Origin of the sequence: Natronorubrum aibiense, from assembly GCF_009392895.1 — an archaeon.
Taxonomy (GTDB): domain Archaea; phylum Halobacteriota; class Halobacteria; order Halobacteriales; family Natrialbaceae; genus Natronorubrum; species Natronorubrum aibiense.
The window spans coordinates 313278-327903 of record NZ_CP045489.1 but is presented as its reverse complement, the minus strand read 5'-3'; the positions used below and the strand labels follow the sequence as shown (position 1 = coordinate 327903).

Annotated in this window: 15 protein-coding genes; 13 read left to right on the top strand and 2 right to left on the bottom strand. The window is 54.6% G+C overall.

The genetic code is table 11. The features are described 5' to 3' along the window. Nucleotides 1-493 precede the first annotated feature (493 nt). The 6 genes from GCU68_RS18125 (at nucleotide 494) to GCU68_RS18105 (ending at nucleotide 6684) form a co-directional block, all read left to right on the top strand. Nucleotides 494-1390, top strand: a complete 897-nt coding sequence (locus GCU68_RS18125) for a DNA-binding protein (RefSeq protein ID WP_152943988.1) — start codon at nucleotides 494-496, stop codon at nucleotides 1388-1390. Between the two features lie 881 nt (nucleotides 1391-2271). Then, nucleotides 2272-2409 (top strand): DUF7563 family protein, encoded by a 138-nt coding sequence (locus tag GCU68_RS22205; RefSeq protein ID WP_449406682.1) that lies wholly within the window; start codon nucleotides 2272-2274, stop codon nucleotides 2407-2409. Nucleotides 2410-2495: 86 nt separating this feature from the next. Next, complete coding sequence (locus GCU68_RS18120; RefSeq protein ID WP_152943987.1) at nucleotides 2496-3380, top strand: biosurfactant protein 1; 885 nt, start codon at nucleotides 2496-2498, stop codon at nucleotides 3378-3380. 625 nt (nucleotides 3381-4005) lie between these two features. Further along, entirely contained in the window at nucleotides 4006-5013 is a 1008-nt protein-coding gene (locus tag GCU68_RS18115) for a sodium:calcium antiporter (RefSeq protein WP_152943986.1), read from the top strand. A gap of 203 nt (nucleotides 5014-5216) precedes the next feature. Further along, nucleotides 5217-6077, top strand: coding sequence for an IS5 family transposase (locus GCU68_RS18110; protein ID WP_152939055.1), 861 nt, complete (start codon nucleotides 5217-5219; stop codon nucleotides 6075-6077). Nucleotides 6078-6375: 298 nt separating this feature from the next. Further along, the gene (locus GCU68_RS18105; RefSeq protein ID WP_152943985.1) at nucleotides 6376-6684 is read left to right on the top strand and encodes a HalOD1 output domain-containing protein; all 309 of its coding nucleotides are present in this window, start codon (nucleotides 6376-6378) and stop codon (nucleotides 6682-6684) included. Nucleotides 6685-6903: 219 nt separating this feature from the next. On the opposite strand, the gene GCU68_RS18100 is transcribed toward GCU68_RS18105, so the two are convergent. Next, nucleotides 6904-7248: a DUF5789 family protein gene (locus GCU68_RS18100; protein WP_152943984.1), complete on the bottom strand. Its 345-nt coding sequence runs from the start codon at nucleotides 7246-7248 to the stop codon at nucleotides 6904-6906. Nucleotides 7249-7972: 724 nt separating this feature from the next. Between GCU68_RS18100 and GCU68_RS18095 the strand changes: the two genes are divergently transcribed. From GCU68_RS18095 to GCU68_RS18070, 6 genes are all read left to right on the top strand, one after another. After that, on the top strand, nucleotides 7973-8473 hold the full coding sequence (locus tag GCU68_RS18095; RefSeq protein WP_152943983.1) for a hypothetical protein: 501 nt from the start codon (nucleotides 7973-7975) through the stop codon (nucleotides 8471-8473). A 6-nt stretch (nucleotides 8474-8479) separates the two neighbouring features. Further along, nucleotides 8480-8845: a DUF7568 family protein gene (locus GCU68_RS18090; protein ID WP_152943982.1), complete on the top strand. Its 366-nt coding sequence runs from the start codon at nucleotides 8480-8482 to the stop codon at nucleotides 8843-8845. Nucleotides 8846-9142: 297 nt separating this feature from the next. Beyond that, nucleotides 9143-10369 (top strand): M48 family metallopeptidase, encoded by a 1227-nt coding sequence (locus tag GCU68_RS18085; RefSeq protein WP_227015050.1) that lies wholly within the window; start codon nucleotides 9143-9145, stop codon nucleotides 10367-10369. 302 nt (nucleotides 10370-10671) lie between these two features. After that, a complete protein-coding gene (locus tag GCU68_RS18080) occupies nucleotides 10672-11544 on the top strand; it encodes a GIDE domain-containing protein (RefSeq protein WP_152943980.1) in 873 nt (290 codons plus the stop codon). Between the two features lie 570 nt (nucleotides 11545-12114). Further along, nucleotides 12115-12936 carry an IS5 family transposase gene (locus GCU68_RS18075; RefSeq protein ID WP_152943979.1) on the top strand — a complete coding sequence of 274 codons (822 nt, stop codon included), beginning with the start codon at nucleotides 12115-12117 and terminating at the stop codon, nucleotides 12934-12936. Between the two features lie 183 nt (nucleotides 12937-13119). After that, nucleotides 13120-13482: a hypothetical protein gene (locus tag GCU68_RS18070; RefSeq protein WP_152943978.1), complete on the top strand. Its 363-nt coding sequence runs from the start codon at nucleotides 13120-13122 to the stop codon at nucleotides 13480-13482. A gap of 99 nt (nucleotides 13483-13581) precedes the next feature. Here GCU68_RS18070 and GCU68_RS21435 read toward each other — a convergent pair whose 3' ends face one another. Beyond that, nucleotides 13582-13740 (bottom strand): hypothetical protein, encoded by a 159-nt coding sequence (locus GCU68_RS21435; RefSeq protein WP_168927118.1) that lies wholly within the window; start codon nucleotides 13738-13740, stop codon nucleotides 13582-13584. 384 nt (nucleotides 13741-14124) lie between these two features. Here GCU68_RS21435 and GCU68_RS18065 point away from each other — a divergent pair, with 384 nt between their 5' ends. After that, a complete protein-coding gene (locus tag GCU68_RS18065; RefSeq protein WP_152943977.1) occupies nucleotides 14125-14625 on the top strand; it encodes a hypothetical protein in 501 nt (166 codons plus the stop codon). Nucleotide 14626: the final 1 nt, after the last annotated feature.

Genomic DNA, 14626 nt, shown 5'->3' with positions numbered 1-14626 from the left:
ATTCCGGGCTGCGGTTCGCTCCTGACGTCGCTCACCGTTCCGGGCTAAAATGAATCTGGTCTCGACGCCAGCATTAAGCGCGTTTTCGGTTGCGCCCCTCGCGGGCTTTCGCGTTCCAGCGCTTGGTGCCGCCTGCGCTGTCGCGCGCCACACCGCGGCGCGCGTTCTCGTCGACAGTCGCGCTGGACACGAACCCGCAGTCCGGGCCGGACACGAGAAACGGCTTAAAGCTGGCCGCTCGCTTCGGGCGGGTCGCCGAGGCGCTCACACCGTTCGCACCTCGAGCCCTGCCTCGCTTCGCTCGGCAGGACGCCGCGCGGTGCTGGTTGGGACACCGCATTCAGGCGCGCTCTCGCTCGCGCCCAGATGGGCGCTCGCGAAGGCGCGAGCGCGAGCGCGCAGATGGATCTAGTCGGTCGGTGTCGTCGGAAAACCGCGATGGTGAGGCATCGCGGTGGCAGGCGCATGAGCGCCTTCGGAGATCAGAACTCCAATGTCTAGTAACAACTCGAGTAGCAAGGTCGTTACGGTCGATGAACAGGCACTCAAACAGACGGACGAGCAGGCAGTCGATGAAGACGGCTTCCCGGTCGTCGACGAGACGCCGGAATTCGAGGCAACGGTCGAGCAAGAGGTCCAAGCAAAGGTGGATGCGAACCACCCAGACGGTATCGCAGACACCAGTGAGGACCGGATTCACGGTGCAACCCTCGAACAGGAAGAGCGCATTCGAGCACGAGAGGACGAACTCGAGCGGATCAGTGCCCAAGCCGAGTTGGGAACACAGGAAGGTCGAGAGAAGCGGACGCGAGCAATCGCTGCGAACCAGAGCAAAGCGCGGCGTTTCAAGTTCCAGAAACGGGCGGCGAGCGTGGATCCGATGGCGGACCCGGAGCGAGCGGATTCCCGGACAGAGCTCTCTCGAGAGAAGTTGGCGGCCGTGAACAAGCAGTCGATGCGACTCGCAAAGCAGTTGGATGGCTGGTCTCGAGCGGCGATCAGCCGGCGGTTGAGTGAGGCCGTCGTCGGTGGCCAAGACCTGACGAGTGCGGTCGTCAACGTGTTCGAGGAGCTGCAGACGGCGCCCGGACACGTCATCCCCATTGGGAAACTCGAGGAGGTTGCTCGAAAAGAGGTGAGCATCGAAGGGCGTGTCGAAACCCTGTGGGATCCCTCGCATCCAAGCATCGCACAGGTCGGGCTCATCGCAGATGATAGTGGCCAGACGCGTGTGACGATCTGGAAGTCCTCAGACGCGCCGTGGATCGAGGAAGGCGAGCAGGTGCGCATTCACAAGGCTGCCCGGAACTGGCACGAGGGCCGTGTCTCACTGGCCGTGACCGGATGGACGACGATTCACTTCCCCGAGCGCAGCTGCTGGTGGGAATAGCCGGAGCGAAGCCCCTTTTTTGCTGGTGTGAACGCAGTCACCGCCACCTCCCACCACCTCCACGGTCCGGGCTGCTCACGGTCGATGACCGTTTCGCTGCCGGGCTTTCGCCACAGCATGAGTCCGTTCGACAGCGTTGCCGCCACCTAGTAGTTAGTAGCACGGGTTCTTTATTCAGAGATATACCTGAAACTGAACCTAGCAATTCGGTAACTATATCTGCGAACGTGTCGCGTCAGGAAGTCGAGTCGAACGTCATCAGTAACTCCATTAATCCGTAGACGACCGCCAAGCTTCCAGAGAAAATCCCTATCGTACTCAGCAGTCGGTTTCGTGGGACAACAGTTGTTTGAGCAACTACCAACAAGGCCATCAGGATGACCAGAACAGCAAGGAGTCGGTCGGTACGGTCGGACATATAATCACATTACCTGTCCTTGATGTGAATCGTTCGGTCCTCCCTCTGTACTGAGCGGTATGTGTTTGGCCTGTACTTACTGCGAGTTTCATAGAGTATCATAAATAAAGAAACTATACTACCGTCTACTGTAAAGTGGGTTTCTATGCCCCACGAGTGGGTGAGGGGCAGTCGGAATTGCTCATCGCCTCTCGTGAACACCATGACTCTCAGAGAAATTTATGAGACGGCGTTCGACGAAGACGTCCAGCCCGACTCGAGTGCCAGTTCGTGTCCGAAGTGCAACGGACAGGTAACCACCAACATAGTCGAAACCATGTGTGAAGACTGTGGAAACCTCTTAGAAGCGCAACATCGCCAGACGCAGAGACGAGTCAGTTACGCGTAGATCGCATGCTATTAGCCAAATTCACACAAGTATTGAAGCAAGAGATTTACCGAAGGGATAACAAGAATTTTGACAATGCCAGAATGTGATGGCTGTGGCTCTCATGTCACTGAGAGCTACTACCGGGTTTTCGCTGTTGATGGGAATCTCCCAGCGTGTATCCATTGTTCCACCAATCGTGACGCTCGAGAAGCAGGACTCCGCGACCAGTAGCTTCTAAGTAATTCTATTGCTAGCTCTTCTCTATCGAACTGGAACCTGCATCGAGACACAAGAAAACACGATCCACAACCTAATCAATGACTGATCGATATTCTGATTTTGAGGAACTTCGTCCGACCGGTGAAGCGTCGGATGTTCCAGATGAGACACTCAGCGAGTGTAACGACGGTGAGCCTGATCGACAGCGGGTTGCGACGGCGACGACTGGATATCCAGACACACCAGCGGAAACGGATACCGAGTGTCGATCCTGTGGCGCACCGATCCCAGCTGACCAGACGAAATGTCTGTTCTGTCTCACCAATCATCTCGAGAACTCCTCTTCTGAGACAGACGCACCAGCACCAGAGTGGACACTCCTCGGCGTCGTCCACATGCTGGTCGAGTCGTCGACGTTCTACGGCGCCGTCGCGAAAGGTGGGGCCGCTGCGACGCTCCTTGCCTCGAGTGTGACGGAATCAACGGTCGACGACTGCACGATCATCTATGATCTCGAGGACGAGCCTGCAGCCCAATTGACCGACCAGTGGCCCATGCTTCCTGCTGCAGTACGAATTACATCCACCGATGGTGAGCAACTTCTCGCGGCAGCCCGCGATCGAACAGCGTGGACTGACCAATCACCGGTGGATAGCGACTTCGGACCAACAACGTATCTCTACGACGAGAGTGGATCCGGTATTCACGACGAGCAGCGACTTGCGACGCTGCTCGACAACGCCGGTGATGATGCGTGGCTAGTTCCTGCAATTGCCCTCCAGCAGGCACCTCAAGAACGTGACCCTGAGCGTCAGGACAGTCCCCTTCCAACCAAAGAACGCCTCGAGTGTCACCAGTGCGGACGCACAACCGATCATCGATTCAGCGATCATGAATCGGTTCCCGACGAAACCTGGACCGGCCACGCAATCTGGAAGTGCCAGATCTGCGGGACGCCGCGCTATGGGCCGAGCCCAGAATGACTTGCTTCGCGCCATGTCTTAACCAACAGACGACGATGGTGCAGCGTGGATGTTGGTTAACGGAAACGGTCGCCGTGCTGTCGTGTTCTGTTCGTCTGCGCCGCAATCGGCTGAGGCGCATCCAATGGATCCACGCAACACACCAGATCCAGACTGTATCATGCACTCAGCAAACTCAACAATCTCGAGGGTGATCAGCTGACTGACGCAGACAGAAACGATCGAGACAGCAACGGAGCTCTTGGAAGAAGTGAGTCCTCTCACTCGACCAGAACGTAGTGAACCTACTGATACCCACATCAACTCTAACCGAGCGTGCCACAGAATCGATCACAGGGCCATTGGACTCCGTAGTGAACGGTAAGTACAGGACAAGCAGTTACCGAAGCGGCTATCGATCTATCCGAACTATGCCAAAAGCCACCTGCTGAATATAGAGGACGTATCCATCACCGATTAGTTCCCAAGTTCCTGTTAGATTCCGGTCTTCTGAGTTCAGAGAGGGCATTCGACCAGCAAGTGATTCCGATTCGACCGGAAGAACTGCAGTGAGGACAATATTTGGCTCATTGAGTTCCGTTCGAAGGAGACACACCTTTCACCGCGTAGTGGCAACCGATACCCGATGGTGGGACTGCTCGTCACCCTCGTTCTCGTAGTTATCGCAACACTCGTTATCTGGAAGGGCAGCATATACTTCGAGCAGGCCGCAGAACGGCTCAGCAAATACTACGGGCTGCCTGTCGCCGTCCATGGCGCCATCGTCGTTGCCGTCGGGTCAAGTTTTCCCGAAATCAGTTCCATCGTCATTAGTACGCTCGTCCATGGCGAGTTCTCCCTCGGCGTCGGTGCGATCGTCGGCAGTGCCATTTTCAATCTCCTGGTTATTCCGGCACTCTCAGCCCTCGCCAGCGAGGAATTGGGAGCGACCCGTGACATCGTTCACAAAGACGCGCAGTTTTACATCATCAGCGTTCTCGTCCTGTTCATCATGTTCGCACTCGGTGCGACGTACGTCCCTGGGGGGACGAATCGTGCCGCGATACTGACACCCACGCTGGCGCTGCTCCCGCTTGCTACGTACGGAATTTACGTCTTTCTCCACCAGCAGGACGCCAGCGAACACGTCGCTGACGATTCTCTCGACGTGCGTCCGGCCCGAGAGTGGGGAATGCTTGCGGTAGCTCTGGTCATCATCGCCGTCGGCGTCGAGGGCATCGTCCGTGCTGCTCTCTCACTGGGGGCAATCTTTGGGGCGTCGAGTTTCCTGTTGGGGTTGACCGTTATCGCCGCCGGAACGAGCCTCCCCGACGCGTTCGTCAGCGTTCGCGCCGCCCAAAACGACGACAGCGTCACGAGCCTCACGAACGTCCTCGGGAGTAACACGTTCAATCTCCTGGTTGCGATCCCAATCGGCGTCCTCTTGGCGGGGTCCGCGACCATCAACTTCCTCGCTGCAATTCCGACGATGGGGTTCCTCGCGTTCGCCACGCTCGTTTTCGTCGTGTTTACACGCACGGACCTCGAACTCACCGACCACGAAGCATACGGCTTTCTCTGCCTATACGGATTGTTCCTCCTCTGGATGATTCTCGAATCGATGGGAATCATTGAGACTGTCCGGGGAATTTAATCGATGTTTAGAATCGACTGGACTGATGAATTTGCGCTGTGTATCTCGCAGAGCCACAACGAACTACCGAGCTATTGTCAGAAACGTCCTGCTGTATACAGAGCATGGGCCTTGTTTAGACGCTCAAACATTAGCAGTGTAGAGTCGATCGAACTCGTATCGTCGTGTTAGTAGCTCGGGGAAAATACCAAATCTACTAGGAAGTGAAGCGGGACGGGTTCGTTGTGCACACGAAGACCTCCCGCTTCACAGAGAAGGTTGTATCGCTCGCTCAAAAAGCCGTCGTTGGAACGCCAGCACCGGCCTACCGTCCGGGAGAAGAAGGCTACGCTGACTGGGTGATTCTCGCCGTTCAGGGATTGAAAGAGTATCTCGGCCATCCGTACCGGAAGCTGATGGACGTCCTCCGCGAGATGCCGAGAGTGACAAAATCACTCGGATTGAGGCCTGAAACGGTTCCACACTTCTCGACGGTGTGTACGCGAAAGCAGGCAATTCCGATGAAGCGGTGGCGAGCGATCCTTGATCAGTCCGTCGAGCTGTATGATCTCGGTGATGTGCAGGCGATCGACGCAACCGGTGTCGATCGCGTCCAGGCCAGCCAGCACTACGCAAAACGGACGGACTATACGTTTGAGGCGGTGAAGACGACGCTGCTTATCGATTGTGAAACCAGTGCGATTCTCGATATACACTGCTCGATGAAACAACCGCACGATACACAGGTCGGCTGGCAGGTGTTAGTGCGGAATCTCGACGATTTGACGACTGTCGCTGCCGATAAGGGCTACGACTGGGAGGAGATTCGTACGAGGTTGCGTGCGGAAAGTATCACGCCGCTGATTCCGCAGCGAGATCCTGGAATGCGGGGGTGGGCGAGAAATTTGCTCATCAAGGATCGGGCGTATCACCAGCGGTCGAACGCTGAATCGGTGTTTTTCGGTCTCCGGCGCAGATACGGCGATACGCTCTGGTCGAGAACCTGGTTCGGTCAATTCCGTGAACTTGTCATGAAATCCGCCGTCCGCAACATCGAACGCGCAATAGAGGACTTACACCCGTGAAATCACGCGTTCAAACAAGGCCCAGAGCATGAGTTCAGCACGACAGGTTCGTTTGTTTCACGACGAAACCAATGAACCAGCCGATCAGTAGATCTGCCTACTGATCGCAGACGTTTTGTCAGAGAATAGTTCATAGAGCCGTGCACGATACAAGGTGTGAGTTCCAGTAGCAATACTCAGTGTCCATCCGAGTACAATTGGTTTATTAACTCATCAAAACTATTTAAAACCGTATATAGGTGTGGTTTAATTAAATCGCTTAATACTGCTATTACTGAGAGCTAAAATAGCCCTGTATGTGAATGATTCCCATAGTACAGGAATCAGGGACTCACATTATTACTACGAAGCATGTATTTTAATTATGAGTGCAAGGTTTTCGATTCGTAGAACTGAAAAAGGCGGATCCGCTACGGTGGAAGTAGCAGAAGCCGTGGCAGCGGTTCGGAATACCTCTCCCGAGAAGCTCTCGCCGCTGTACTATACAGTAGGTTCAGATGCTCTTGACGCTCTCGTTGAGAGCGGGGACGGTATAATTGTCTGCTTCGAGTACGAGGGGTTCGAGGTCCTCGTGAAACCGGACGAAATTCATCTCGAAGAACGATAACGAAGTTTCGAACAGTCACCTGATTGGCCCTCGGCTCGTGACACATTCGCGCTGTGTATTCAGCACGTCTCGCTCGATCTATCCAGTAACTGGTAGAATTGGCGTGACCAATACAGAGGGTATGTGCAGCAGAACGACCCCGTTATTTCGCGCCGAAAGGGTGCATCACCCGCTCATTAAACGTACGAATCTAACCCTGCCGCCAGCCTCGCGGGCGGTTTAGAACGACTCTTGATGGCGCAGACCCTCCTGATCGGGTGCACCTTCGTCCTGGCGGTCCTCGCCGGGGGCGGGCGGCGTTCGGTCGCTGTAGTTTTTGCGTCCGATCGCCTCGTCGCCGACCATGTTCATGATCGTCTGTTTGACCTCCATCTCGGAGTCGTAGATGCCCTGATTGAGCGGTTCGAGGAGGTCGGCGAACGTCGCCCGTCCGTCGCCGAACTCGAGTTCGTGATCCCTGTAGGCCTCGAGCAGGCCCTCCTTGCTCGCCGGGTACTCGTGAGTTTCGAGCTTCTCATGGAGGTCGCCCAGATCGACGCCTTGCTCTCGGCTGCGGTCGCTCATGGATAGATGGTTGACGTTCGATGGAATACAATCCCACCTTGCAAGTGCGCACCGACGCGAACGATACAAGACGCGCCCTCATGTTCCAGTGATCGTTCTGTCTGGAATGAGTGAAAACTTCATCGAATCCCGTGATCTCAATGAAGATGTTAACGAAGATGGAATCCTCGAAAACCGGTTGATCCCGGCGAGTTCGTCGAGGTAATTCGGCCATTCGAGAAGTTCCGGTTTGCGGTTATGATAGAGGACTGATGGCGACCGATTCAATGGTAACTCCTTCCCTTCCTCTGTACTAAGCGATTCGGCCCGTCACAATTTCTGTGGAGTACCGTGCGACATTCGCGCCCTGTATTCATCACGACTCTTCGAACAGTTGATCTAATTGGTAGGAACCCCAGCGGTCAATATGCACGTCTACTTACCGGCTGATTCAATCAAAAAGAGCTGAAACAAATCACTTACAAGGCTTTCTATAATGTGCTCCCTAACCAGCAACTCCACTCGAGCTGGAGATATGAGTTCCGAAGGCATTCACGTTGATTCGATGCTACCGCCGAGTTAGACGGTCTGACGACCACTGTCAATGTTACTACCGATCCAGATTGCTCTACCCCTTGAGAGATGCGCACTCCAACAGTGATTTTTGCGCCGGTGATGGGTGCCGGCGCACTGAGCAGAAACAGACGAACACTGACCAAGGCGTCGTCGAACTAAGGTGAAATAAATGCATATGATCATCTACGCACTGGTAGAGGCATCGACAGCAGAAGAAGCGCTTTCAACTGGACAGACGGTGTTTGATCGACTAGTCGGTGCAGAGCCGCAGTCCTGTGCAGTATTCGACTACTACGTCACCTTCGACGAAGAGGACACGACAGTGGCTGGAAAAGCACGGTGGGGTGACCTGCCAACGGCTGCGCCCATCACATCGGGTGAAGGCGAAGAACTCCTCGAGCGGGCCTGGGAGACCACCAAGAAAGAGTTCCAGCGCAATCTGAACCGAGTGAAGCAAGCACTCGAGGAACACAGCGACGACGAAATTATGCGCAACGCGGGCCTTGCCCGTCACGCCTTCAAACGTGTCGGTGCCTCTCGTGGCCCGTCGATCTGCTTGTACGATCAACATGCGACAGGCATCCGTCATCGCGGACACCTCGATCGACTCCTCAAAGAGAATGATGAGAGCGAGACGTGCTGGATCGTACCGGCAGACGTCCATTTCTGAGTAATCATGCCCCGAATCACCAACTGGACACGAGAGAGTCGAACACCCACGCTGGTATATCGAAACACGGAGACTGGAGCACGAGCGGTCCTACATCGTGCCCCGGACTCCTACGCGTACAAGTGGCGAGCAGCGATCCTCGTCGACGGCTATCCCATCTGGTCACGAGGCTTCGAGACCAAAGAAGCGACCAGCTTTCGGGATGTACTTCGGGACCGACCAGCCCCCGAACTCTCGTGTTCAGAGTGTCCAAACGACGATGTCATCATCGGCCAGAAATCTGCTGCTGGTGCGAAGGTTAAGCGATGGTTCGACTGTCCTGACTGTGGTTACGAAGCGCCCTCGAAGATCGTCTACGGCGCAGAACGCTAGCAGAACAGATAGGGAGTAGCAACGCAACTCATATTTTCATATCATTTCTCTTGAGTAGTTGAGAAGTTGGAACTGATGAATACAAAGCACGAATGTGGCACGAGGAGAGAGGCGATCTACGAAAGGCGGTGAACGGTCAGTGAACCACCTCGGGGTCAAGCCCCGAGGCACTCGGCCTGCTTTTTCTGTAGAGCACGGACGCAGAGCCGAAACCAAACCTCTTTTTCATCGAACGTGTATGATAGGTCGAAATCGGCGGAAGAGATGCCAGTTTAACAGAGACGGATGAAGGCACCAATGCAACGACTGTGGATGACGTTCGGGCACTGGATTCGGATGCTGGTCGCCAGCCTTATCGCCACGTCTGGGATCGCGACGCTGCTCGTCCTCGAGTTCGTGATGATCGCGGCCATCACGGTAGTGTTCTTAGCGCTCGTTCCGTGGGCACTTGCTGTTTGTCTGTTTCTCGTCGTTCCCTGGCTCGTCGTCGCGACCGTTTACCGGTGGGTGATACCGGCCCCGCTCGTGGTCGGTCGTATCGGCCACGACGCTTCGGTCGAGGCGTTCGAACCGCTGGCACGCAGTATCGCGAATCCTGATGCCCGTGAGGTGCTTCGCTGGAGCGGCGTCGCCTTCGGACTGCTCGTCACCTGGTTCGTCGGTTTCGTTTTCGTCGAAACCAGTTCGCTGACGCCGTTTCAGATCGTCGCCCCGCTCGCTGTTGTCGCCGGGATCGTCGGTTCGCTCTTTCTGACCGGACGTGTCGTCGCCGATGAACTGGATGAGGGCGGCAGCGTCCAGCGACGACTCGAGGAGGAAGTCCGCATCCTCAAGCGAGACGAACTGGGCTCCGACGATATCGAACGTCTCAAAGACCTGGAGGCGCGCGTCGACCGACTCGCGAATCAGGTTGGCGTTCCGGCCCCGACCGTTCGCCTCGGTCGCGAGCGAATGCCGATCGCGGCCACCGTCGGCGTCCGGCCACAGACGTCGGCGATCGTCGTCTCGCGTGGACTCTGCGAGCAACTTTCGGACCGTGAACTCGAGGGCGTCCTCGCCCACGAACTCGCTCATCTGCTCAACCGCGACGCGGCGATACTGACGGTCCTGTCGATCCCGCGGGTGAAAGCCCACGCGATGCTCGAGAACGAACTTGAGGGCAATCAGAGCCCGTACCATCATCCAGCTATCGCGATTCCTATACTCGTCGTCGCCAGCCTGAGCCGGTGGGCCAGTACCGTCGTCGCTCGCTATCGCGAGTACGTCGCTGACCGCGGCGCCGTCGCGATCACCGGCGATCCCGCGGCGCTGGCAAGCGCCCTCGAGACGCTGGATCGCGACCTCGCTTCTCGTCCCTCGAGTGATCTTCGCGAACATCGGTCGACGACAGCGTTCTCGATCGTGCCGCCGCCGTGGGAGGAACACCGCTTTTTCGACCGGACGCGGCAGTTCGTCGCGCGAAGATTGTTCGGGACACATCCACCAACGGAGAAGCGCGTCGAACGGATTCACGCTCGCGTTTGATCAATTCCGATACACTCGAAACACATGGCCAAGAAGGGCGGACGTCAAAACTCGCGGCGATCGTCGTAACTCTGGGCAGGCGGTCGCTCGATAACGACCGTGAGCGAGTAAGATGTTTGCTGTGCTCTATACTTACCGACTACTGCTCCCGCAGATCGCTTCTCAATCCGTACCACATTCGCGCTGTGTATTCAGCAGTTGATCCTCGTTTGTATTAGTATACAACGAAACAGTTGTCAGATAGGTGCGTAAATTGAACACTCTCTTATTCCAGCAGATTGACTGGGGAAGTGTCTCCGTCCATGTCCACCATACTACTCATCGTCGGCGTTGTCCTTCTGGTCGTTGCAGCGTTCGCCGGAGTCTACGGCCGCCGCCAACACCGTAGGAGTGCGCTTCTCAGAGATACCGAAACAACTGACGTACGGGATATTAAAAGCGAAGGACTCATCGAACTCAAGGGTACCGTCCGTGCGAGTAGCCCATTCGACTCTCCAATAAAAGGTGAAGAGAGCACATTATCGGCGTGGGAAGTCGAAGAGTGGGATGAAGGCGGTGAGACTGAAATGTGGGAGACGCGTGCCACGGGTATACATGCAACCTCATTCGAGCTTGACGATGGGACTGGGCGCGTCCGCGTGGACGTCGGCAACCATGTGAACGATCCATCAGCCGGCACCGGGATTCACGATATCCAGGTGGGGGCGATTGACGTTGACCGGCTTCTCTCAACCGGCGTGACCGTTGACAACGTTCTCGCCGCGCTCAATAGTTTCTCTGTCGAGGCCAACGTACCTCCTGACAGTGAACCGCCCGAGCGTATCGCAGAGTTCGTCCAAGGTGAGGCAATAATCTCCCCCCAGACCGACTCTATCACGAATATCCTTGATATCGGGAACAAACACGGCGAACGCCGATACTACGAGGGGACACTCGGTCCGGGCGATGAAATATACCTCCTCGGGCAGGCTCACGCCACCGAGAATGCGACACATCCTTTGAAACCCGAGGATGTTGTAGTCACGCCCCCTGACGACAGCCAGCTCATCATCTCTGATAAGTCCAAGGCGGAACTCGCGGACTCCTTCAAGCAATACAAGTATGCATACATCGGTGCTGTCGTCGCAGCAATCGTCGGACTTGGTGCTCTCGCTGTCGGTGCAGGTCTACTATAGACGCACTGTCTGTAACACTGTGACTGGAGAACTCCAGTCACCGACACGCGCTGTGTCTCTTGCACGTCTCGCTTAAAATATACAGTAGCTGATAGAAATCGTGCAAGATACAGAAAATCCAACATATCCGTGATCGGTCACACTGGAACGTATGAGGATTGACGCTAATTCCTATTAGTAGATAGTAGCACGATTTCTCTATTCAGAATTATGCCTGAAACTGAATCGGGGCAGTTCGGTAACTACGTGTGCGAATCTATCGGTGAAGAGTTCCCCTGGTACTCACGGGAGATAGGTGGCGAGAAAACTAATGATACGGTCAAGCCACTCGTTTTTCTCGTCCCCTCCATCTGATTCTCCGCCGTCTTCGGCTTTAGCCATACACTCAATTACTTCTTTCAACGGTAAATGCTTCCCCTGTATTGATTGGTCCGTATCTCCCGATACACGTTGAAACGAAGCGTGGCAAGCTGTTCATTACGTGTATTGTGATCACGCGTGAAAAGACATATTCGGGAGGCTCTGTTGAAATCCTTGGAGAGTTGCAGATTCAGTCGATAGTGTGAGTGGATGCAAACCCTCCCAAAGTCGCAGTTACTCCGGTTTGTCGAGCAAGCATTTCACCTCGCCCAGCGAGCAGTCTCACGATATTCCTCAAAGTACTCGAAACAACGCTACACGCTCCATCAGCACGTTGTTCTGCTATGTCTCAAAATTCGGAAGAACACGACCTATCGAACGCTCCTCGACGAATTCATTGAAATGCCTCGTATTCGGAACGCAATCAACCTCACCGAACTTCCTGACCCGTCAACGCTGTGCAAAGCGTTCGATAGACTCGATATGGCCGTTTGGCGGGTACTTCTCAATCTCTCTGTTTCACTGCTCCTGACTAACGGTGTTACGGGAATCGACGCTTCGGGCTTCGACCGAACCCATGCCTCAAAGCACTACACGAAACGGGCGAAACTGACGATTCAGCAGCTAAAAGTCACGCTCTTAGTCGATACGAGAGCAAACGCGATCCTCGATCTCCACGTCACAACGACCCGAAAACACGATACGCAGATCACACCGTCACTCATCAACCGCAACGCATCTGAAATCGGAGTTTTGCTTGGAGACAAGGGATACGACGATCAGCAGATTCGAGCGATGGCCCGCGAGAACGGGGTTCGTCCACTCATCAAACACTGTGATTTTTCCTCACTTCAGAAAGCGTGGAACGCCCGGTTGGATACTGAACTCTACGGCCAACGGAGCCAGAGCGAAACGGTGAACTCTCGATTCAAGCGAAGATACGGTGCGTTCGTCCGGTCACGACGCTGGTGGAAGCAGTTCCGTGAACTCGCCCTTGCGTGTATCGTTCATAATCTTGACCGAGCAATCTAACGATCAGTACAGGGAGTTCACAGAACGTTCGATATAAGTGTACTATAGCTATAAATAGAAGACTGTATCAATCATTATATTGAGACAAAAAATTCTTAGTATTATCCCTGACGAGTGAATGAAATGCCTACCCGAAGGGAACTTTTGTTTTCGCTTAGTGGGGCGGTTATTGGTGGTACAAGCGTGTATACCGGGATATCTGTACTTGATTCAGGGTATGGCTCAGTCAGTTGGGCCAATGACAGTGACGAAGAAGTATGGGTAAAAACAACAATCATCTCTGATAGCGGTTTTCTTGCTGACTCTGATGTTATATACGAAAGGGAGTATCGTATTTTCCCAAACCAACATTCTCGTAGTGGTGATACCAATATTGTTGAAACTGGAACGTATGATGTGGAAGTTGAAGTCACATCGAAGGATCGTTCGGAAAGTGCAGGTCCCTTTAGTACTACATGGAATCCTGCAGACTGTTATCATCAAGAGCTGACTATGAGGATAGATAATGATTTGCGTGTGAGGTTTATGCAAAAGACGTGTGAATAAGTAAGCACCTGTAGTGAGCAGATCGCCGCGTTTCGTTTCACCATGTCTCAGGAGGCACGCATCGCTCAGTACTGGCGAGTAACATAACGACAAAACTGATTAATAGCCCATAATTATGAACACTACAATATAGGAAATCAATCCAAAGAGGGCGGTGGCCCCCATCCAGGCAAAGATTATGAGCCCCGCCTGTCTTCCGGTCATCTCCTCTCCTTCGAGGAGTTTACTAAATTCGGCAAAGATATCGTCAAGCGCCATAGGTGAGCTTAGTTGACAATATGTAAAAGAGTACTTAATTCTTGAGTCAGAGACGATTGGTCAGTGCACACATCTACTTACCAGCTGATTCAATCAAAAGGAGTTGAAACAAATCACTTGCAAGTCTTTCTATGATACTCACCCAACCAGTACTTCCACTCGAGTCGAGGGTGCAAGTTTCCAAAGGAACTCGCGGTCTTTTCGAAGCTATCGACGAGTCGAGCGACCTGACAACCGCTGTCGGTGCTAGTACCGATCTGGATCGCTCTACTCCGTGAGCCAGATGTGTTGCACCGTGATTTTGTGCGCCGGTGATGGGTGCCGGCGCACTGGGTAGTATCAAGCGAACACTGACCAGAGCGTCGGCGCAGTGAGGTACTCAAGATGCATATGATCATTTATTCGTTGGTAGAGGCATCGACAGCAGACGAGGCACTGTCAACCGGGAAGACAGTGTTCGATCGACTGGTCGGCGCGGAGCCGCATTGCTGTGCAGCGTTCGACTACTACGTTACCTTCGACGAAGAGAAGACAACAGTGGCTGGAAAAGCACGGTGGGGTGACCTGCCGACGGCTGCGCCCATCACATCAGAGGAAGGCAAAGACCTCCTCGAGCGGGCCTGGGAGACCACGACGGAAACGTTCCAACGCAATCTGAATCGGGTGAAAACTACACTCGAGGAACGCAGCGACGATGAGATCATGCGCGATGCGGGCCTTGCCCGTCACGCCTTCAAACGGGCCGGTGCTTCTCGTGGCCCGTCGATCTGCTTGTACGATCAACATGCGACTGGCATCCGTCATCGCGGACACCTCGATCGACTCCTCGAGACTACTGACGAGAGCGAGATGTGCTGGATCGTACCGGCAGACGTCCATTTCTGAG

Excerpts from the sequence above, each read along its gene's own strand:
- GCU68_RS18085 (WP_227015050.1), top strand. The coding sequence starts at position 9,143 with ATGCAACGACTGTGGATGACGTTCGGGCACTGGATTCGGATGCTGGTC.
- GCU68_RS18075 (WP_152943979.1), top strand. The coding sequence starts at position 12,115 with ATGCAAACCCTCCCAAAGTCGCAGTTACTCCGGTTTGTCGAGCAAGCA.
- GCU68_RS18090 (WP_152943982.1), top strand. The coding sequence starts at position 8,480 with ATGCCCCGAATCACCAACTGGACACGAGAGAGTCGAACACCCACGCTG.
- GCU68_RS18065 (WP_152943977.1), top strand. The coding sequence starts at position 14,125 with ATGCATATGATCATTTATTCGTTGGTAGAGGCATCGACAGCAGACGAG.
- GCU68_RS18125 (WP_152943988.1), top strand. The coding sequence starts at position 494 with ATGTCTAGTAACAACTCGAGTAGCAAGGTCGTTACGGTCGATGAACAG.
- GCU68_RS18080 (WP_152943980.1), top strand. The coding sequence starts at position 10,672 with ATGTCCACCATACTACTCATCGTCGGCGTTGTCCTTCTGGTCGTTGCA.
- GCU68_RS21435 (WP_168927118.1), bottom strand. The coding sequence starts at position 13,740 with ATGGCGCTTGACGATATCTTTGCCGAATTTAGTAAACTCCTCGAAGGA.
- GCU68_RS18095 (WP_152943983.1), top strand. The coding sequence starts at position 7,973 with ATGCATATGATCATCTACGCACTGGTAGAGGCATCGACAGCAGAAGAA.
- GCU68_RS18120 (WP_152943987.1), top strand. The coding sequence starts at position 2,496 with ATGACTGATCGATATTCTGATTTTGAGGAACTTCGTCCGACCGGTGAA.
- GCU68_RS18100 (WP_152943984.1), bottom strand. The coding sequence starts at position 7,248 with ATGAGCGACCGCAGCCGAGAGCAAGGCGTCGATCTGGGCGACCTCCAT.
- GCU68_RS22205 (WP_449406682.1), top strand. The coding sequence starts at position 2,272 with ATGCCAGAATGTGATGGCTGTGGCTCTCATGTCACTGAGAGCTACTAC.
- GCU68_RS18115 (WP_152943986.1), top strand. The coding sequence starts at position 4,006 with ATGGTGGGACTGCTCGTCACCCTCGTTCTCGTAGTTATCGCAACACTC.